Genomic DNA, 20,841 nt, shown 5'->3' on the forward strand with positions numbered 1-20,841 from the left:
CGGACGCCTGTCGGCAACCCACAACCCTGATGAGCCGCCTTACGGCGGCCACCGATGGCCGGACGCCTTTGGACGGCGCAACACGGGGCAGCACAGGCCAACGAGCCGCATGTGCTCTGATCAGGCAGAACAGCACCAACCAGTATGGCCGAGCACCACGTAACACGAACGCTCACGGTCTCGTAATGCGTAGGTCTCGGGTTCGAATCCCGAAGGCGGCTCCGAAGTGAACCCCAGGTCGGGCCTCTGACCTGGGGTTTTTGCTCGGATCCGACCCGTATTCTGACAGGCCGTCAGGATGATGCTGGGTCAGGTGTTCTGCGGTGGCCGACCGGTGGCCGAAGCAGTCATGATTCAGATGGGCATTCGGGGATGGTGCCGCTCGGAAGCCGGCCGATGCCCTTCGCGCCGGCTCAGGCCGTGGGGAGAGCGGCAGTGCGCCGGATGCATCGACGAGCCCCCGCGCGTCATGCCCTGCGCGTGACGAGAATGGTCAGCCACATGCCAGTCGCGACACCCAGCGGGATCAGTCTCCACTGCTGGTGGTGCGCGTCGTCGCCGTCGTAGGCGGCCGCGCGAGGATTGCTCCGGCCGCTCGCCGCGTCCAAGGAGGCAAGCACCAGGGTGCCGGTGGCGGGCCGTCGGCCCACAGATCGTCGTCCCCTGCGCCGACGACGGTGGTGCTTGTGCCATCCGTCGTGGCAGCCGCGTCTGCTCGTCCCTTCTGGTGATCCGGTGGCGAAATCCGGCGGATGACCGCGGAAGGCGACGGACGGCGGCCGGCGGTGCCGAGCACGGCGACCGGTAACCGGGACGCGCATCGTGGCAGAATCGTACGCCATCGACTTGACGGAAACCCTGGCTGGCAGACGGTATCCGTCGGTTGCGGGTCTGACGGGAGTCCGACAGGGAGGAAGGGCTGGGAGGAGCGTTCGGGCCCCCTGGGCAGTGGAAGCGACACGAGCCGGTGGTGGCTGCATCCTGGGGAGAAGAAAGGAGCCGAGAAGCATGGACGAACGGTTGGGGGACCGGCCAAGATTGCGTTGATGGAGAGAGTGGAGTCGTCCGCCGGCAGACTGCGCAGGTGCAGGGACAGTCCAGTGATGCCGGTTTCGTGAGCGAGCAGGGCGCCACATTTGTGACGTTCCGGCCGCGCGGCGAGGACGTGACGACCGGCGCACCGCAGTGCGTCACCTTTCTCTGGATTGTGCGGGAGGGCCGGGCGTGACCGAGGAATTCGGCCAGGAGGTCCGCCGACTGCGCCAGGCTGCAGGACTTTCGCTGGCTGAGCTGGCTGAGCTGGCCTACTACAGCAAGGGGCAGTTGAGTAAGATCGAGAACTCGTTGGCCGTTCCTCCGCTGGATCAGGCACAGCGGATCGACGATGTTCTAAACGCCGACGGGACCCTGGTGGCGCTGCTCCCTCCAGGGCGCGGCAGCCGCCGTTCCCCCTCCAGAGCCCCCCAGAGGTTACCGGTGACCGGGCTCCCGCCCGACACCGCATACCTAGTCGGACGCGAAAAGGCGCTCGCCGATTGCGCCAAGGCACTGAGGCAGCCGATCTCGCCCCCCGGAGGCAACGCCGTGGTGTGCGCCGTGGGCGGTATGGCCGGAGTCGGCAAGACAGCCGTGGCTGTCAGGATCGCGACCTGTAGCGCAGACCGGTTCGTTGACGGCTGCCTCTTCCTCGACTTGCACGGTTACGGCACTGTGCCTCCGCTCTCCAGCACCGAGGCACTCGATCGATTGCTCCGCCGTCTGGGTTTCGACGGCGAACGGATTCCGGCTGAGCTCGAAGAACGCTCCGCACTTTTCCGTCAGTCCGTCGCCGAAAGACATTTGCTTCTAGTGCTCGACAACGCGTCCGACACCGAGCAAATCCGTCCATTGCTGCCGAACGGCGGGAACGTTCGGGTGCTGGTGACAAGTCGAAGCCGGCTGCGAGCTCTGGACGAAGCCTGCCACCTCACCTTGGATGTGCTGTCCCACTCCGAGGCGGAAGCCCTGTTCGCCTCGGTGGCCGGGATCGGTGGGCCGCAGGCGGCGGAGCAGGCGGCGATCGTCGACCTCTGCGGCCGTCTCCCACTGGCCGTGCGCATCATTGCCGCCCGTTTCCGTGGGGGTGGCACACCGGTCGCCACGGCCGAACTCGTCACCCGGCTTGCTGACCAACAGCAGGTACTGGACGAAATAGAGGACGGTGAGCGGAGCATCGCCGCAGCCTTCTCTCTCAGCGTCGAGGCGCTCCCTGGCGATGCACGTCGTATGTTCGGTCTGCTGGGGCTGCATCCAGGAGCACAGATGACCGCCCACATTGCGGCGGTCTTGGCGGACTTGGAGCTGATGGAAGCCGAACGATTACTGCGTCGGCTGTTCGACGCCCATCTGCTCCTGGAACACTCGACCGGCCGCTACCGGTTCCATGACCTTATGGCCGCGTACGCCCGCCGTGAAGCCCGGCGGACGTCTACAGCGTCCGAGCGCGCAGCGGCGCGGCGGCGTTTGCTGGAGTGGGCCCTAGATGCGGTGCATCGAAGCAGGTCGGTATTGGTGCCGCATCGGAACCTGCCCACCCCGCCGGTCACGGTGCGACCGTCCCTCGTCATCTCCGCAGGCGACTACCGGAAGGCCCTGCACTGGTCATCGACCGAGCAGGACAATCTCATTGCATTCTGTCGACTGGCGGCGGAGACCGGTTTCGATGACCTGACCTGGCAGCTCGCCCTTGCGCTGCGAGACTACTTCTTCCTCGTCAAGCAGTGGGACTTCTGGATCCTCACCCATCAACTTGCCCTGGAAGCAGCAGCGCGCCTGGCTGACTCCCTTGCCGAGGCGATGATTCGCAACGGCCTCGGCGTCGCACTGCTGGAGCTCGGTGAACTGGTGCAGAGCGAGGCACACTTCCGGCGTGCGCAGGCCCTGTTCGAGCAGATCGGCGATGAGCAGGGGGCAAGCAGCGCAGTCGCCAACTACGCCTGGGTACTGCACTACCGCCAGGACTACCCGGCAGCCTTGGCAGCTAGCGAGCGGGCGTACGAGTCCTACCGCAGGCGCGGCGAGGCACGGAACGCCGCCATCACCCTGCGGGCCATCGCGCTGAGTAAGGCCGGGCTCCGCCGTTTCGGGGAGGCTGCGGCAGACCTGCGCAGTGCTCTGGAGGTCTTCGTCGAGCTGAGCCTGCCGCTCGACGCCGCAATGGCGATGAACTGCCTGGGCGAGATGTACCAGCAGGCGGGAAACCTGGACGCGGCAGAGCGCTGGTTGCACAATGCACTCGAGTTGAGCCGGGAGTGCGGCAGCCTCTACGAACAGGCGCGGGCGCACCGGGCTCTTGGCCAGCTCGCGGCGGACTGCGGCAACCGAGAACAGGCGACCAGTTGCTGGGAGCTGGCTCTGAAGGGCTACAGCCAGCTGCGGGCTCCCGAGGCAGAGCACCTGCGCGGCATGCTCGAATGGTGTCACCCTCGGGGCACCGCGGAGATCCAGGACTGACGGGTCCTCTCCTCCCGGTTTCCGGTTCAGCGGGGAAACAGGAAACCCATCGACGGTCCCACCGCCGTGACGAAGGCTTGTCCCAGGGGCCCGGGCGGGTCGGCCGGCTCTCCGAGCCGATCCGCCCGCCGCCTCCGGTCGACTCGTCACCGTCACGGGGGGAACCGTGCGCATTCACATCACCGCAGAGCCTGGCACCGCGACCGGACCGGAGGCGCTGTCCTCACTCGCGGCTTACCTGAACCAGGAGTGCCACGAAAGCGACGTCTCCTTGACCGTCCACCACGAGGAGGTTGGGCGTCACCTCAGTGACCCGGTGACTCTCGTCACCGCCCTACTGTCCACTAGCAGTGCCGCGTTCCAATTGGCCCAGGCCCTGTACAGCTGGCAGATGCAGCGTATGGGCTCCCAGCGGGACAGCCAGGCGATCCGCGCCGAGATCGGCGGACGGACGCTCACACTCGCGGAGCTGGCCGACGAGCTCGAACGGGCACGGCACGCCGGCGACGACCAGGGAGACATTCGGGGCGGAACGGCATCTGACCGGTGACCGGGGCGATCAGCCCGCTCCCGGCCTTGGCGAACGGCTCGCAAAGATTTCCCGATCCGCAGCATTCTCGCGCGATTCTGATCGGCTCGGGCTCCTACACCCGCAGGCCCTTCCGCGAGGTGCCCACTGTCGAGCCGAGTCTGCGCTACTTCGAGGAGCTGCTGACCTCGGAGGACAGCTGGAATCTGGCGCGGGAGCACTGCAGGGTGCTCACCGGTGGTCCTGACGGGCTGTTGGACCGCAAGCTGGTGCTGGAGAGCATCGAAGAGGTCGCAGGCGAGGTCAGTGACACCCTGTTCGTGATGTACGCGGGACACGCGACGCCGACGGGTACGGACCTGGTTTGGGTGCTTCCGGGCGAGAGGTCCGAGGCGGCACCCGTCGAGTGGGGGGTCCGCGTCTCGGACGTCGCGAGCAGCCTCGACCGAGGCATGGCGGACAGAACCGGGATACGCCGGGTGATCGTGCTCGACTGCTGCTTCAGCGGGACCGCCCTTGGGATGCTCTCCGACGATGCGGCGCCCACATCAACATTGACAACGGCCGCCAGGAGGTTCGACCAGGTCAAGGAGCACTACTTCCTGGGTGCCGCGGACAGAGGCGAACAGGCCGATGCGGGGATGCGCGAGGAGTACACCGGGTTCACGACCTCCGTCGCGGCGACAGTCCGCGCCTACCGTGCCAACAAGGACGAAATCCCCTTGTCGCTTGACGAGTTCAGCAGGCGGGTGTCCATTGATCTGCGCGGACGCAGGCTGCCGGTGCCGGTGCCCGACGCCCTTGGCGGCGCGGGTAGCCTGCCGCTGCTGCACCACGGTGTCCCCCGAACGGGACACGATCAACTGGCCGTCGGTTTCCGCATCACCGTCACCCGCCTCCTGAACTGCCGACGTGGCAATGCGCCGACGGACGCGCTTGAACACCCAGAGGCGTTTCTGCGCATCGAACGGGAGTTCCTGGCTTCGACGCTCCCTCCCCGGGACAAGGACTGGTCCGACCTGAACGGACGTCAGAACGACGGGGGCGGCCGGTCCCTTTCTTCCGTCCTAGCCGTACTCGGGATCCTGCCCCGGGACACCGACATCCCGCTATGCCTGCTCGTCGTCTGGTGGCGTCTGAGCGGCCATGCCGCCGAGAAGATCCGGACCATGCTGTACGACCTGGCCCTGGTCTGTCGGGCCGTGGGCCGATCCGGCGCTGGCAACGCGACGGCGGACACCCTCGTCCTCTCGATGGACCCGGCAAAACTCGCAGCCGTGAGCCTCGACTCCCCGACAGCGGTGGCGGCGCACGCCTTTCTGGTCCAAGCGGCCACGACGCTGCTCCCCGAAGGACACCGCGCGTCAGGCCCCGACTGGTGTGCGCTTCCCACAGATATGGCCTCCTGCGGCGGGGAGTACCTGTGGCGTCATCTGGTCAGGCACCTGATCGGCTCCGGAGAGACGGCAGCGGCGGCGGAGCTCGCGGCGGACCCCTCCTGGATCCGCGCCAAGATCATGCACTTCGGGCATTCCGGCCCGACGCTCGATGATCTGCGGCGCACGCACCCGCCCGGCTCGGCGATCCAGACCCGTCTTTCGCAGGTCGCCCATCTACTTCGGGCCGAAGACGGCCCTGGGGCGGTAGACGAGGTGCTGGTCGTGCGAGCCGGGCTCAGTCTGCCCGCCCGTGCGCCCGCCCCGCTGTCCCTGCTGCAATGCGCGGATGAGGAGCCGGCCGAAGTGGTCCGAGTGCTGGACGGCCGCCATGGCACAGTCGACGCGATGTCGGTGCTGGCGGACGGCTCCAAGGTACTGACCGTCGGCGCCGACCGGGCGATGCGGTGCTTCGATCCGACGACCGGAGAGGTTCTCGCGGAGCGGACGGAGGCGCTCTTCCCCTTCACGGATTGCGCGCTGCTGCCGGGGGGAAGCCACGCGGTCACGATCCGGGCGGACGGTCTCGCCCAGTTGTGGGATGTGCGTGACCTCGCCACCCCGTTGGGGGAGGCCGAAGACCCTCCGGCAGGAGGGTTCCGCCATTGCGTCGGCGTGGACGACCGACTGGTGGCCTGTACCGGCAAGACCGACCGCAGCGTTCACCTCCTGCGTATCAACGGGCTCGGCCGGGACCCCGCCCGTCTGAGGTTGGAACCGACCGACAGGAGCGGACTGGTGTCCGTGCGGCGGCTGCGGCATCGACGACAGGTGGTCGGTTGCGTGGCCGCGCCTGACGGACAGGCCCTGCTCGTCGCCACTTCCGACGGCCTGCTGCACCATTGGCCCCTCAAGGGTCCCTTAGGTGCTGGCGGCACCGGCACGCCAGGGAAGCCCGCCGGCGGCGAGGCGAACGGCCCTTTGCACCGGCTGAACACCCTTAACGAGGCAGGCACCGACAGTACCGAGACAGCGGGCTGCACCGCCGCCGGGCTGCCCGACGGCGACATGCTGGTCATGGTCTTCGGCCGCTATCCTGACATGGCGACCCCATTGCGGTGGCGACCTGACCTCGGCCCCGGCCCCGAACCCGCGCCCGAGAGTCTGGGGGCGTTCCGGCCGCCGATCCCTCTCCCCGAAGCGGTGTTCCGCTCCATGACGAGCGCGGCCCTGGCCCCGCAACAGCACCTGATGGCCGTCACCGACAGACGGATGCGTACTTCCCTGCTGCCTCTCAGCGTGGACGACGGAGCTTGCTTCCCGGCCGACCCGACACTCTCGACACTACCCACGGCAGTCGGGACACGCGGAAGCGCCTTCATTCCGGGCGACGACCGACGGCCCTGGTTGCTGACCGCCGGAGCCGACGGTCGAACGCGAATCTGGGACGCCGCCGCATGCCTGACCCAGAACGGCGGTGCGCCCTTCGCCGAATCCATTGGCTGCGGAAGCGCCGACGACGGGCGCGCCGTCTTCCGAGCCGACGGGTCTGTCGGCCTGTTCGCCGCGGACAGCCCGGAAGAGTCGCGGTTCCTGGAGCTGTCACCCTCGGCAGGCCCCAGAACCCGGATTCTTACGGGGGCGTTCGGTGGCTGGTCTGCTGGCACCGGCTGGGTCCTGCTTGGCGGCGAGGACGGTAGCCTGCGGATTCTGCGTCCCGACCGGTCCGCCCTGGTTCGCCATGGAGCCGGTCGCCGCGCGGTGGCAGCGGCCGTCGCCTCTCCCGACGGCCGGTTGGCCGTGACCGTTTCCCGGGAGGGGGAGATGACGTTCCTCCTGGCCGGAGACGGATTCGAGCCCACGCCGGGGCCGATTCTGGAGGGGCGGCCGGTGGGCGCTTGCATCCAGGGCTCCACCGGCAATCTCTTCGTCGCGACTGCCCGGTCCATCCACTGGCTGAAGCTTCCGCCGAGTGGCGATGAGAGGACCGTAGCGGTCGTCGCCGCTGCGGAAGACCCCGCGATCCTGTTCCGTGCCGACATGGGACGGCATTCGAGGAATGTGACCGCGGTGTGCGGAGGGACCAGCCTCGACCCGAGTGTGTTCGCGGCCGCAGGACCGGACATCTACAAGATCGTCGTTGAGGAGACTGTAAGGCACCTCCGCAGCGAACGCGTCGTCGAAGACGCCGATATCACTGCGCTCGCTGTCGATCCGACCGGTCGCCACCTTGCCGCGGTAGACACGGGCGGTCTGGTGCGGATCCTGGACACCCGCACACTGCGCGTACGCGCGCGACACCGTCTCAACGGTCGTCTCAACGGCTGCGCCTGGGGTGTCGGCGGACTGCTTCTGGTGAGCAGCGCGCTGGGATTGGCCCACCTGCGGATGGCCGGTGCCCACGACAGTCGGCAGACATCCCCCACCCTTTCTGGAGACAGGACGGTGCACTCGTGAAGAGCCGACACTTCGACTGGACTGCGCAGAGACATTGGGACGACTGCCATCCGGTGCTGGAGCTCATCCGAGAACGGAGAGCGACCGGGAGTCTGCCCGGCCGGCGAACCGACTCGGCCCGTCTGGGACTCGCAGTCGAGGGCGGAGGTCTGCGTGGCGTGGTCTCGGCCGCCATGCTCACCGAGTTGGAGAACCTGGGCCTGCGTTCGGTCTTCGACGAGGTGTACGGCTGCTCTTCGGGAGCGATCAACGCCGCCTACTTCCTGGCCGGCGACACCTGGTACCCGCTGTCGATCTACTTCCAGGATCTGATCAGTCCGCAGTTTTTAGACTTCCGCAGAGTCCTCCGGGGCAGGAGCGTGCTCAATCTGCCGTATGCCTTCGAGGTGTTGGAGACTGGCAAGCCACTGGACTACGAGGCGGTTCTGGCATCTCCGGTGCCCTTGCAGGTGATGATCACCGATGTCGACGCGATCAGGACGCTGAGCGTCAAGGACTTCGCCGACCGCGCTGACCTGCGGGAAGCCCTGCAGTCGTCCTGCTGGCTGCCCATCGCAGTGAGCGGGACCTACTCCTTCCGAGGCAGGCGCACGGTGGATGGCGGAGTCCTGACAGCTCATCCTTTCATGATCGCGCAGGAGGAGTGCACACACGTCCTCTCGCTGAGCACCCGGGCCATGGCGCCGCCGAGAAACAGGATGTCGCTGATGAACCGGATTGTCAGCTGCTACCTGGAGCGGCTGCGTGCGGGACTCGGCTCCGGATACCTGTCGGCCGTCTCTCACTACCGATCCGAGCGTGTGCGGCTCGCCGAGCAGCGCTTGAGGCCGAGCGGGCCGCCCTACGTACTGGACCTGGCGCCGACCTACGGAGCACCGGAGGTGAGCCGGCACGAGGTAAACCCCGGCCGACTGCTCCTGGACGGAGCGGCGGTTGGGCACGAGATCGTGCACTGGGCGGTGGAGGGAACCTACATTCAGGCGGTGCCGCGCATGATGCTCGGCACCTCGGACGACCGGCGCACTGCGGTCGGCACACAGAACATCACCACGGCACCAGTCAGTCGGCTCCGCGACGGAGAGGGCTGAGCCGGTGGCGTACGAGGTACTCAGAAGCGTGTTCAAGCTCGCCGAGTCCGAATGCCATGTGGTCGGGCCACCCCCTGACCGGGCTGGCCTGATCGAGAGGATGCGTGAAATCCGGGAGGCGGTCGAACAAGTGGGTGCGGGCTCGGTCGGTGATCCGGGATCCGGAAAGGCCGAGACCGAGAAGAGGAGGACCGAACAGGGCTGGCGGACCGTGCTGGCGACTGCCCCGGTGGACTCCTACCGCTTTCAGGTCTACTACGGTGCGGAACTGATCCGGGCGCATCCCGCCGGACCTTCGGAGGAACGGGCGGCAGCCGACCCGCCTTCCGCTCGGGAGGAGTGGGAGACGCCCGAGCAACTTGCTCGGCTGGTCACCGGGTTCCTGAGCGGACAGCCACCGCAGGCGGAACATGAGGAGGAGGCCGAGTGGGTGGCGGGATGCCTGGGCGTGCTTGCCCTGACTCTCCTCACCCTCAAGGACGCCGAAGAGCGTCGCGATCTCGACATAGCCACCAGAACTACTGTGAAGCGGACTCGCGCGCTTTTCGCGGCCTCGGCCAACCGCATGAACGTGGCAGCGGAGTTGCTTCGGTTCTCGTCCGTGCGGGAGGCGATCAGGGACATCTACCGTCCGCTCGCGCCGGATGAGTTCCTGGCGACGGCCGAGGACGACCAGGCAGCAGTCCCGTTCAATCGCTACGATCCCGAGTTTGCCAAGTACGACCAGAACCGGAACGTCTGGTCGGCGTTTCCGTTCTCCCAGCTCCGCTTCCTGGAGTTCGGCACCACCTCGGTCGTTTTGGAGGCCCCAGTCGTCGGCTCGGACCCGAGAGCGCAGAACGGCACGGGGTTGCAGGTGCTCAAGTGCGTCCTCCTCCCGTACGCAAGCACCCCGGCTGTGGCCGAGGCGACCCTGAAGTACCACGAGACTTACGGCAACCTCGTGGTCAAGGACGCAGATTCGAAGGACGTCCAATGCAGGGAGGTGGTCCGGGTGGAGGCCAGTTCCTCTAACTGGATTGTCATGGACAAGGCCGAGGGCCGGACTCTGCACGACCTGCTGAGTGCGCTCGTGGAGACCAAAGCCGACGGAACTTCCGAGGTGAACGGGCGCGCGCCTTACCGACTGCTGCCTCACGGACTTCGCCGTAGCTGGGAACTGCCCCGGCTTCGGTTGGTCAGCGAGGTGATGCCGGTTCTCCTGGATGCCCTGCGCTCACTTTACGCGGCAAGGGCGGCGGACCCGCCGAAGTCGGCCGAGTCGAACTCGGTCCTAACGGGAGCAGGCACGCGGCCGGAGACTCCGGTCGCTCCGCTGTGTCACGCGGACCTCAATCCCAGGAACGTCATGGTGCTGGAGAAGCCGCCCGTGAACGGGCTTCGCGTCTTCCAGGTCACTCTCATCGATCTGGGCCGCAACCACCTGCTGGGTCGAGGGCCGACCGCCCGGCAGCGCACGGACGGAATCTACATCGCACCGGAGGTCCCGCAGGGCCATAAGCCGGACGCCCTTGCCGACCTCTATGCGATCGGCCAGATCATCATCGGGCTCTGCGGAGTGGGCCGCGGCCAAGACGGCACCGTCCCGGACACCCTTTACTCAGTCACACCCACGCTGGCTCGACTCCTAGAGGACCTCATCGACCCGGTGCCGGAGCGACGGCTGCGTCTCTTCGCTGCCGTACGCCGACAGCCGGGGGACTCCAAGCCCACCTCGTTCTCGCTGGACCGTCTGAAGCAGACGCTCGAACAGGAGTTGAAAGCACTGGAGGAGGCTGAGTCCCGCTCCGGACTCCTCCGGGAGGTCGGTCCGCTTCATGCGGCGTACCTGATTCTTGCGCCGCTCTCGGCTTCGCCTGGCCGGCTTGGTCGGCTGCTCAAAGCCCGGAACAATCAGAAGGAAGCGTCGATACAGCGCAATGACGAATATGTGCGGTGGCTGGCCGTCTGGTCCTGGGCCAATGCCGTTTCCTGGGGTCTTTGCCTACTGAGCCTGGCGCTCCTGACGCTCTCGGACGCCGCGGTGCCGATCCCCTGGCCGACGGTGATCGCGAACGCACAGCACTCGGCCGGCCTGGCGGACCGATTGGCAGCCAGACTGACCGGATTCACCTTCGCCCTCTGCGCGGTGAAGTACTACCAGGGCATCTATGCCGGACTGACCGTGCGATGGGCGCAGTCACGAAGCCGCAGCGCATGGTGGGCCGAACTGTGGGTGCGGTCGAACGCGCTGCTCGTCGGCCTGCTGGTGATCCCGGTGAACCTGCTGATGCCGCACGCCTGGACGGTGGCCAGTGCCCTGGGCCTCACCAGTGCCTTCTTCGTGAACAGGAGCGGCTACGCCTACGCCCGTTCGGTTGTCGTGTCATCCGATGGCGCGCTCATCGCGCAGGACCCGGGCCGCATCCCAGGGTTGGCCATGTACCGGGACTGGGGGCCCTCCATGCTCGTCTACGTCGTGGTGGTCTGGGTGTTCGCCGTGCTCATCAACCTTCACGTGCTCAGGGACGTCCCCGCTTACGCGAGCGTCGTCTCGGCCATCAACCTCGCCCTCTTCTACCTGTTGAAGTGCGCCATCGACGCGATTCCCGTCAGGGCCGCACTCACCCGGTGCTACCTGGCGGCCGAGCGACTGCACCTGGGCCACCCAGGAGACGAGAAGACACACGTGTGACGGCCGGTAGTGTGCGTACGTTCACCGGCTGAGTTCCCGACCCAGCGCACGCAGGCGCGCGGCGAGGTCGGGCTCGCTGTGGTCGAGCGAGTCGAGTTGCGCCGTCCACAGCTGATCGCGCCAGCGGACGCCCCGGCCTGCCTCGAGCATCGTGGTGGCGACATCGAGATCGCCCACGGCGAGCGCGGCGGCGGCGGCGTCGGAAGGCAGACTGTTGAAACGTATGAGTGCGGTGTCCCGATCGGAAGGAACGAGCCCTATCCACGCCGCGCGCTCGGCGAGCTCGATCGCCAGGCTCAGCGCGGGGAAGGCGGCCCCGGTGTCACCGGAGGCGCGGACCGAAAGGTCGCCCAGTCGCCACGCGGCGATCATGCGGTCCTGCGGGTTGGTGGCGGCGTCGGCGCTGATCTCCTCAGTGGTCTCGATCGCCGCAAGCAGGTCCTCCCGGACTCCGGACGCTTCATAGGCGGCGACGTGGGCGTTTGCGAGATTTCCCAGCACTGACGTGCGGTTGGCATGCCCGTCCGGCAGCGCGTCCAGAGCACGACGCTGGATGGCAACGGCATCAACGATCCCGTCCGGATCATGACGGAACTCGGCTCGCATGAGCACGGCGTTTCCGAGATTCGACAAGTAGCGGGAAGAGAAGATCGAGTTGGCACCGCTCAGGTCCACGGCCTCGGCATGGCTCTCCACCGCCTCGTCGAGCCCGTCCGGATCGTCCCTGATCTGGGCTCGGGACTGGAGGGCGGCGCCCAGGTTCGTGAGGTGGCCCGCCCGCTCTGCCGCTGAGAAATCGTGCCTGCCGACAACCGTCCGCAGTGCTCTCACCGCGTTGTCCAGGTCAGGCACCCACCGGTTGCGCAGGCCGCGCAGGACCAGGACATTGGCGAGGTTGGACAGCCGCCGCGCATGTTCCGGATGCTCCGGCGGAACGGTGAGGTTGACCGCAGCGGCCATCGCCCCGATCGACTTGCTCAGGTCGGTGCCCCGGCTGGTCAGCAGGTAGCGCGCCTGCAGGATCAGGCCCCACGCTGCCAGTGCGCCGACGCTGCGCGGGTTGCCCTGGCCCTGGATTTCCATCGCCTCCTGCGCTGCCTCCGCGGCTCTGTCGAGCAGATCTGGGTCTCCCGTGCGGACGCTGGACATACGCAGGATCTCAGCGAGGTTCGTCAGCCGATCGGAGCGCTGAGAGTCGGCCGCCTCCGTGCTCTCCAGCGCCCGCTCGGCATGGACCAGCGCCTGATCGAGGATGGATCCCGCCGTGGAGTCCGTCTCGGCCCAATGCGTCATCCTCACCGCGAGATTGCTGTGGATCAGAGCTCGGGTGCGATCCGACCGGGAGGTCTGCGACAGCGCGGTTTCCAGGAGCTCCAGTGCCTTGCCGAAGGCTGTCGGATCGCGAGCGGCGATGGCCCGGTCGGTTAGCGCGTTGCCCAGATGGCAGAGTCGTTGGGGCAGTTCGGGACTTCCCAGAGGCGTCGCCCGGATCGCCGCGTCGAACCAGCCAATCGACTCGTCCAGTGGGCCGGCCTCCCCGGTCAGCCTGGCCCGGTCGACCAGGGCGCCGCCCAGGATGGCGGCTATGGCCGGCCATCGCTGACTGCCCGGTTTGGCCGTGCCGACCGCCTCGCGAGCGGCTTCGACCGCGCGGGCGTTGTCCACCGCCGACCATCGGGCGGTGGACAGACCGCGCAGCGCTTCGGCGAGGTTGGCAAGGAATTCCGGTCTGGGATCATTGGGCCCCGCGGCGACGACGGCCCGCTCCAGGATGTCTACTGCTAGGTCCAGGTCTGCCGGGTCGTTCCGCGCCCGGCTCCGTCCGGCGAGCGCCGTCCCGAGTGTGGCCAGACAGGTGGGAAAGAGGACTGAGCCGGAACCGGTCAGTTCGACGGCCTCAAAAAGTGCGGCGACCGCGCTGTCGAGATCATCAGCAGAGCGCCGAGTGATGAGCACATTGCTGTAATTGAGTAGGCAGAGCGCCCGATCCGGATGGTCACGGCTGGTGTCGGCGACCGCCTCGCGCAGTACGGTCGTCGCGCGTTCGAGGCCGTCGGGGACGAGGCCCGCGAGCCACAGCCGTCGCAGGGTTGAGCCGAGTCGCGCGCGGGCAGCTGGAATACGCGGATCATCGGGCGGGAGGGTGCCGATCCAAGCTTCGAGGCCACGTGCCGAGTCCACCGGGTCCTGCTCCCCTGCGCTCATTCGCCGTGGCCAGCACGGATCGTTCGCACCAAGCCCTTGATCCCGTCCTCAGTAAGACTTGGTACGAGAAAGTGGTCGGCGTCATGGGGCTGCAGGCCCACCGGGATCTCCGCCACAGTCCGGCCCTGCAGCACGATGGGAAGGATCTTGCGTGTCCAGCGGATCCGGTTGTCGTGCATGCCTTCCATTAGCAGCCTGTACTCGCACTGCACTCCTGTGTGGGTCCGCTCGTCCAACTCGTACAGGCCAGCCGCCCGGTAGACGGAGGAGGCGATGACAAGCACGTAGTCACTCCGCATGACCCCAGTCGTCATCCACTCGTTCCAGTCGCGCCGCACGGGCGACTGCTTCTGGTCTACCGTGACGTCGATCCCCTGGGCCTCCAGTAGTTCGCACAGTGCCAGCACCATGGCCTGATGAGCGTCGTCGTCCCAGGCGTAGGAGACGAACGCTCTCGGGCATCCGACCGCCACCCGGTGGACGACTGTCCGCGGGGCGGCCGTCTGCCGGTCGGGGAGGGTGATCGTGAACACATCCGGCCAGGAGGCCTCGTGCAGCCCGTCCCGCTCCTCGGAGGGAAGTGAAAACCTTGCCGTCGCGAGCACCGGGACCTTGCGGCGGTCAGGGGGAACGAGCAGTAGCATCCAGCCCGTCCGCGATCCTGCTCGTACGGTACTCCCCGCGGTGCCGAGGTGCCGCCAGCGCAGAGTCGAGCCGTTCAGTCCGAAGACCTGGATCTCCGGTCGCACAGCGGGCAACTGGATGTCCGATACCAAGCCGGTGGCGCCGCGCTCCTGTGGGGTAAACAGCAACCGGCTGTCGAGCGCATAGATCCGCGCCTCGTCGAGACGGTCGATGTGCTGTGGTATCGCGTCGTGGACGGTCGTGACGTCGTCGGCGAAAGTGAAGCCGATCTCGAACCAGTCCGGACCCGGGGCGTCAGGCTCGATGTCCAGATCGTAGACGATTCGGACGAGATAGGCGGAGAGCCCGCTGTGGCTCTCCGGAACGGGTTCGACCGCGTCGATCTGCCACGCGCGCAGAGTGATCGACCCGATCTCGGCTCCCGACGGGGCCTGTTCGGTTCTTCGCACCGCATGTTCCGTCAGGAGGAGCGGGATGTCCCCCAAGGGTGGTAACGCGACGTCATCGCCAAGGGAACCCACGACACCTCAGATCAATGGCACAGAACATATGGGAACGTACGAATCTGGAGCAGCTTTTGAGCCAGCATAGCTTTGTCGGAACCGGAGGCGGGGGAGTATGACCAACGACGGAGAAAACTGGATCGATCGGCGCCGGGCTCTGGCCCGGGAATGGGACGAGCTCGTGGAGCTGGTCCGGTCCAAGCCTGGGTTTGCGGACTTCATGAAGCGGCCGCAGCTCGCGTCGCTGCTTCCGGATGCCGGGTGCGTCCCCATTGTCATCGTCAACGTCAGCCGGTGGCGGTGCGACGCTCTGATTGTCACCGAGCACGGGATCCAACCGGTGTCGCTGCCGGATCTGGATGCGGCCACGGTTCGCAGTCGCGTGAGTGACTATCTGAACGTCCTTGATGATCGCGGTCGCGGTCCTCTGCCGAAGGGCTTCCGCGAAGCCAAAGCGGAATTGTCGGCGCGGAGGCGGGAGAAGGAGGAGACGGTCCGGACAACTATGGAGTGGCTCTGGGACACCGTCGCCTGTCCTGTAATGAACGCGCTCGGCTTCGAGCCGGGAAAGGCCGACTTGCCTCGTCTGTGGTGGTCCCCGACCGGAGTCCTGACGCTGCTTCCCCTGCACGGCGCCGGCTATCACGACGGATCGGGCAGGACGGTTGTCGAGCGGGCCGTCTCCTCCTACACACCCACGCTCCAGGCCTTAAGCCGCTCAACGCTCGCCTCCCCCTCCCGCTCTGGCGCCGATCCGGAACTGCTCGTGGTCTCGGCTTCAGAGAGAGTGGGCTCTGCCGCGTTGCCAGAGGTGGAAAGGGAGGTGAAAATGCTGCGCGACCTCCTCGCTGACCGGTGCAGGGTCATTTCCGAGGACACGGCCACACCTGGGAGCGTGCTCGACGCGATGGCCGGGAAGAGCTGGGTGCACTTCAGCTGCCACAGCCACCAGGACCTGGAGGACCCGACCTCGGCCGCGCTGGTCCTGAACGGCGGTCGGCTGCGCATCGGCGACATCAGCGCCAGGAATTTCACAGGCGACCTCGCCTATCTGTCCTCCTGCCTGTCGGCGACCGGGGGGACTCACCTGCCCGACGAGGCAGTCACCCTGTCTGCGGCGCTCCAACACGCCGGCTACCGACATGTCATCGGCACGCTCTGGATGGTCCGTGACGACATCGCCGCCGACGTCGCAAAGGCCTTCTACACCTCACTCGCCGCAGTCGGCTTCGATGCTGACCGCGCGGCTTCGGCCCTGTACCAGGCGGTCACCGAGGTTCGGGTTCGACGGGATCTGCCGCTTGTGGACTGGCTGGCCTATACCCACACCGGCCCGTGAGAGTGCTTCGGAGAGGTTCGGCGCTGGGTCACGTCCGCTGGAGTGGTGTATCGACGGCCACTCGGCGATCTTGTTTTGAGGCTATGCGGTGAGTTCGGTGGGCAGGGCGGTCTCGTCGGTTTCTGACCCGATCGAGTGGAGGCGGGCTTTGGCGAGCAGGTCGAGCCCCATGTAGCGGCGGGCTTCGGTCCATTCGTCGTTCTGCTCGGCCAGGACTGCGCCGACCAGGCGGATGAGTGCGGTGCGGTCGGGGAAGATCCCGACGACGTCGGTGCGGCGGCGGATCTCCTTGTTCAGGCGCTCCTGCGGGTTGTTCGACCAGATATGCCGCCAGATCTCGCGGGGGAAGGCGGTGAAGGCCAGCAGGTCATGCTGGGCGGTGTCCAGGTGTGCGGCGGCCTTGGGGAACTTCGCCTCCAAGGCGTTCAGCACGTGCGTCATCTGGGCTTTCACCGCATCGGTGTCGGGTTGTTCGAAGACCGTCCGCAGCAGGGTGGCCACCCAGGGCTGGGCGGATTTCGGCACTTGGGAGAGCAGGTTGCGGGCGTAGTGGGTGCGGCAGCGCTGCCAGGACGCGCCGGGCAGGACCGCCCCGATCGCATTGACCAGGCCGGTGTGGGCGTCGGAGACGACGAGCTGGACTCCGCTCAGGCCGCGGGCGGTCAGCGAGCGCAGGAACGCCAGCCAGCCGGCGCCGTCTTCTGCGGTGGCGACGTCGATGCCGAGGATCTCGCGGTGCCCGTCGGCGTTGACTCCGACCGCGACGAGGGCGTGGACGTTGACGGTCCGGCCCTGCTCGCGGACCTTCTGGGTGAGGGCGTCGACCCAGACGAAGGCGTACGGGCCTGCGTCCAGGGGCCGGTTGCGGAACGCGGTGACTTGCTCGTCCAGGTGCTTGGACATGGCGCTGACCTGGGATTTCGACAGCTGGGTGACGCCGAGGGACTGGGCGAGTTTCTCGACACGGCGGGTTGAGACGCCGAGGAGGTAGGCGGTGGCGACCACGGAGATGAGGGCTTGTTCGGCCCTGCGGCGCCGTTCCAGCAGCCAGTGCGGGAAGTAGCTGCCTTGCCGCAGCTTGGGGATCGCGAGTTCGACGGTGCCGGCGCGGGTGTCCCACTCCCGCGGGCGATAACCGTTGCGGTGGTTGACGCGCTCGTCGCTGGCCTGCCCGTACTCGGCGTTGCAGAGCGCGTCGGCCTCCGCCGACATCAGCGCGTCGGCGAACGTCTTGATCATCGCGCGCAGCAGGTCAGGACTCGCCGAGGCCAAGTTCTCCTCGGTCAGGGCGTGCAGGGGCAGACTGTCATGTGCGGTCATCGTGCTGATCTCCTTCGAGGCTTAGACACTTCGAAGATCAGCCGGTGGCCGTCTCTCTATGCGGGCACCAACCCGGACGCCGGGACAAACCCCCGGATCAGGTCCAACCCGCTACACCACTTCCAAGGACGCAACCCGGCGCTGCGAGGAGTTACCGCACGTCGGGTAGTGTCGAAGTGTCTTTCAGGCAGTGCGGATCCGCCCCGACAGCCCGATCGCGTTCCTTGTCGTTAAGTCGATGCTGCTCACCGGCTTCGACGCGCCGCGTAAGAGGACGAGTGGAAGTGGGCCGCGTTCGACATGCCTCCGGCTTGCCCAGACCCTTGCCGTCAGTCCCCTGGCCGTCGGCCCCGACGCTCCGATGCGGGGGAAGGGCCTGCTGGTTCTGACTCTGTAAGGATCGGCCGGACAAGTACCAACAGGGTCCTATCGCATCTGAACCTGCCGCGACGAGCCCCGATACACGCCCGTACCCATGCCGGAAGCGCGTCGCGAGCGGGATGATTGGGATCAGACGGAGCATCGCACAGCTCCACGAGTATCTGCGGAGCGATCTCGCCAGGCTCGCAACTTGAGCGGCGAGGGGGCTTCAGCAGGATGCGGCTGCGGGAACATCGTCCGCGTCCATGTGCTGGCCCACGCTCGACGCGAAGCGGCCCAGTTGGCTGTGGGAACAGAAGAAGAGGTGGCGTTCGGCGACGAGGATCTGCACCAGGTTCATCAAGTCGACGGTCTGGCGCGGGACGTGGATCTCGCGGTCCACCGGGCCCACGGCGATCATCTGGAGGGGGCTGATCGGCAAGACGACGGTGCGGGCATCTCCCAAAGCCATGCCCAAGGACAGCCGCGTGCCGGCGCGCCCGAGGGTGACCGCGGGCGGGTCTCCGATCAGGAACTCGCCCTCCGTGGGGAGCACGACCTCCAGGCCCGAGTTGCCGGTGATCTGGTGGGCCATCTCGTACATTTCCTCCATGCGCACCCGCAGCAGCGCACCGCTGTTGTATGTCTCGACGGAAGGGGCGAGCCATTTGTCGGTCACCCACTCCATCCCTTGCGGGCCCATCGGGTGAAGCCCGGACACTTCCACAGCTGCCGCCTGGAGGAAACCGAGGCGCTCCGAGAGCGGGTCCGTACGGTGACTGGCTCTGTTCCGTAGTCGGTGGTGACGGTAGGTCACGGACGTCGTTGACGTATCACTGCTGTCCGCAGCGTCAACCTGCCCCACCTGCAAAGCTTCTGCAACGGCCTCGAACTCGACCGCGCCGCTGTCAATGCCGGCCTGACCCTCCCCTGGAGCAATGGCCGCACCGAAGGCGTCAACACTCGAACAAAGAGGATCATGCGGCAGATGCAGGGCCGAGCAGGATTCGAACTCCTCCGCCACCGCATCCTGCTCAGCCCATAGGCACACAACGTCACCACCGACTACGGAACAGAGCCAGTCGCTGGACAGACCCCTCGACTCTGTGGGCTGCCCACCTACACGCAGGCGCCTGACACCCAGATTCCACCCGGGGTTCGGCACGGCTCCTTGCGCGTCTGTCGGCATCTGCTCCTGCCATAGCCACCAGGGTCAGTAGGGAGGAACAGCGCGCGGCTCGCCCATCTACTGTGTGGCATCTCGACAAGGGACCAGTGGGTCTGTACTGGTGACCCGAGCCGCCACCGGTGGCCGGTCGGTGGCCGGACGCCTTTGGACGACGTAACCCGAGGCAGCACAGGCCAACCAGGCGTCGGTGCTCTGATCAGGCAGAACGGCACCAGGTGGCACTGCCTGGCACCACGTAACACGACCTCGGGCCTTCCCCCATGAAGGTGGGCACGCGGTTATTGATCACGCGGCGAGTGTGAGTTTAGCGGTGTGGTGTCGGTGTTCGTATTCGTTGGGGCTGAGGTAGCCGTTGGCGGAGTGCCGGCGGCGGGTGTTGTAGCGGGTCAGCCAGGCGAAGACAGTCCGACGGCAGGTGTCGGAGTCGCCGTAGTCGGTGGCGCCCTGGAGGGTCTCGCGTTTGAGGGAGGCGTGGAAGCTTTCGCAGGCCGCGTTGTCGGCGCTGGTGCCGATCGCGCCCATCGAGCGGGTGACCCCGAGCTGGTCGCAGAGGTCGGTGTAGGCCCGGGATCCGTATTGCGCTCCGTGGTCGCAGTGGAACACTGCGCCGTCCAGGCGGCCGCGGGTCGAGGCTGCCATCCGCAGTGGGTCGGTGACCAGACTGGTGCGCATGTGGTCGGCGATGGACCAGCCCATGACCTTGCGGCTGAAGCAGTCCAGCACGGTCGCGAGATAGAGGAACTCCCCGCCTGCGAGCGGGAGATACGTGATGTCGCCCATGTATTTGCGACCCGGCTCGGTGGCGGTGAAGTCCCGCTGGAACAGGTCTGGGACCGGTGAGGCTGCCGGGTCCGGGACGGTGGTGCGCACGCGTCTGCGCAGGCGGATGCCGGTGATGGAGAACGTCCGCATGATCCGGGCGATCCTCTTTTCGTTGACCCGCTGCCCTTTCTCGCGGAGCTCGGCCGTGATTCGCGGGGAGCCGTAGGCGCCGCCGGACTCGCCGTGGATCTGACGGATCTCCTCGGCCAGGATCCGGTCCTGCCGCTGCCGGGTGGCCCGGGCCTCGGCGCCGGCGAGCCACTTGTAGTAGCTGGACCGGTTCACGTCCAGGACCTGGCAGAGCCGCTTCACCTCGTAGGTGTCCCGGTGGTCGTCAACGAACTGGAAGCGGCTGATCACCAGTTCGTCTCTCCGGCGAAATACTTGGCCGCCTTGCGGAGGATGTCCCGCTCGGTGGCGAGCTTGCGCTCACTTGCCTCGAGTTCGGCCACCCGGGCCTCCAGCTGTCGGACCCGCTCGTGCGGATCAGCGGACGGCACGGCCTCCCGGGGCTGGGCGCCCGGCTTCGCAGCCGCGGCGGTGATGCCACGGCGTTCGCGGTCCCGCAGCACCCACTCCCGCAGGGTCGCCCGGTTGACGCCCAGGTCAGCGGCGATGTTCTTGTAGATCGCCCCGGGTGTGGACTCGTACAGGGCCACGGCATCGGCCTTGAACTCGTCCGAGTAGTCCTTCATCGCCATCGGCGGTCTTCTCGCTTCCTCCGGATCAAGCAGATCCAGTATCAGCGTGTCCACCACTCAGGGGGAGGCCCCCTTCGCCAACGGAATCAGACCTACGCATTACGAGACCGTGAGCGATCGTGCTGCGTGATGCCGGGTCGT

12 protein-coding genes and 1 pseudogene are annotated in these 20,841 nt (G+C 67.0%); 8 read left to right on the forward strand and 5 right to left on the reverse strand.

Annotated elements, in window-relative coordinates:
* Positions 1-467: 467 nt before the first annotated feature.
* Positions 468-650, reverse strand: a complete 183-nt coding sequence (locus OG900_31935) for a hypothetical protein (GenBank protein ID WUH94290.1) — start codon at positions 648-650, stop codon at positions 468-470.
* A gap of 434 nt (positions 651-1,084) precedes the next feature.
* Between OG900_31935 and OG900_31940 the strand changes: the two genes are divergently transcribed.
* The 6 genes from OG900_31940 (at position 1,085) to OG900_31965 (ending at position 11,616) form a co-directional block, all read left to right on the forward strand.
* On the forward strand, positions 1,085-1,228 hold the full coding sequence (locus OG900_31940; protein ID WUH94291.1) for a hypothetical protein: 144 nt from the start codon (positions 1,085-1,087) through the stop codon (positions 1,226-1,228).
* A complete protein-coding gene (locus OG900_31945; protein ID WUH94292.1) occupies positions 1,225-3,492 on the forward strand; it encodes a helix-turn-helix domain-containing protein in 2,268 nt (755 codons plus the stop codon). Before OG900_31940 ends, OG900_31945 begins: the two co-directional genes overlap by 4 nt.
* A gap of 166 nt (positions 3,493-3,658) precedes the next feature.
* Positions 3,659-4,042 carry a hypothetical protein gene (locus OG900_31950; GenBank protein WUH94293.1) on the forward strand — a complete coding sequence of 128 codons (384 nt, stop codon included), beginning with the start codon at positions 3,659-3,661 and terminating at the stop codon, positions 4,040-4,042.
* Positions 4,039-7,854: a hypothetical protein gene (locus OG900_31955; protein ID WUH94294.1), complete on the forward strand. Its 3,816-nt coding sequence runs from the start codon at positions 4,039-4,041 to the stop codon at positions 7,852-7,854. Before OG900_31950 ends, OG900_31955 begins: the two co-directional genes overlap by 4 nt.
* A 122-nt stretch (positions 7,855-7,976) precedes the next feature.
* Positions 7,977-8,942 (forward strand): patatin-like phospholipase family protein, encoded by a 966-nt coding sequence (locus OG900_31960; protein ID WUH96005.1) that lies wholly within the window; start codon positions 7,977-7,979, stop codon positions 8,940-8,942.
* Between the two features lie 28 nt (positions 8,943-8,970).
* Positions 8,971-11,616: a hypothetical protein gene (locus OG900_31965; GenBank protein ID WUH94295.1), complete on the forward strand. Its 2,646-nt coding sequence runs from the start codon at positions 8,971-8,973 to the stop codon at positions 11,614-11,616.
* A 21-nt stretch (positions 11,617-11,637) separates the two neighbouring features.
* On the opposite strand, the gene OG900_31970 is transcribed toward OG900_31965, so the two are convergent.
* Positions 11,638-13,797 carry a hypothetical protein gene (locus tag OG900_31970; protein ID WUH94296.1) on the reverse strand — a complete coding sequence of 720 codons (2,160 nt, stop codon included), beginning with the start codon at positions 13,795-13,797 and terminating at the stop codon, positions 11,638-11,640.
* 20 nt (positions 13,798-13,817) lie between these two features.
* Positions 13,818-14,915 (reverse strand): toll/interleukin-1 receptor domain-containing protein, encoded by a 1,098-nt coding sequence (locus OG900_31975; GenBank protein ID WUH94297.1) that lies wholly within the window; start codon positions 14,913-14,915, stop codon positions 13,818-13,820.
* A gap of 169 nt (positions 14,916-15,084) precedes the next feature.
* Between OG900_31975 and OG900_31980 the strand changes: the two genes are divergently transcribed.
* Positions 15,085-16,308, forward strand: coding sequence for a CHAT domain-containing protein (locus tag OG900_31980; protein WUH94298.1), 1,224 nt, complete (start codon positions 15,085-15,087; stop codon positions 16,306-16,308).
* Positions 16,309-16,389: 81 nt separating this feature from the next.
* Here the strand turns inward: OG900_31980 and OG900_31985 are convergent, their stop codons facing one another.
* On the reverse strand, positions 16,390-17,628 hold the full coding sequence (locus OG900_31985) for an IS256 family transposase (GenBank protein WUH94299.1): 1,239 nt from the start codon (positions 17,626-17,628) through the stop codon (positions 16,390-16,392).
* Positions 17,629-18,862: 1,234 nt separating this feature from the next.
* Between OG900_31985 and OG900_31990 the strand changes: the two are divergent.
* Positions 18,863-19,033 (forward strand): annotated as a pseudogene (locus OG900_31990) (ISL3 family transposase).
* 429 nt (positions 19,034-19,462) lie between these two features.
* Here the strand turns inward: OG900_31990 and OG900_31995 are convergent.
* Positions 19,463-20,700 (reverse strand): IS3 family transposase gene (locus OG900_31995; protein WUH94300.1). Its coding sequence is split into 2 segments (ribosomal slippage): positions 19,463-20,374 and positions 20,377-20,700, totalling 1,236 coding nucleotides; the frame shifts between segments, so codons are not numbered across the junction.
* Positions 20,701-20,841: the final 141 nt, after the last annotated feature.

Source organism: Streptomyces sp. NBC_00433, assembly GCA_036015235.1.
Lineage (GTDB): Bacteria > Actinomycetota > Actinomycetes > Streptomycetales > Streptomycetaceae > Actinacidiphila.

Excerpts from the sequence above, each read along its gene's own strand:
- OG900_31980 (WUH94298.1), top strand. The coding sequence starts at position 15,085 with ATGACCAACGACGGAGAAAACTGGATCGATCGGCGCCGGGCTCTGGCC.
- OG900_31985 (WUH94299.1), bottom strand. The coding sequence starts at position 17,628 with ATGACCGCACATGACAGTCTGCCCCTGCACGCCCTGACCGAGGAGAAC.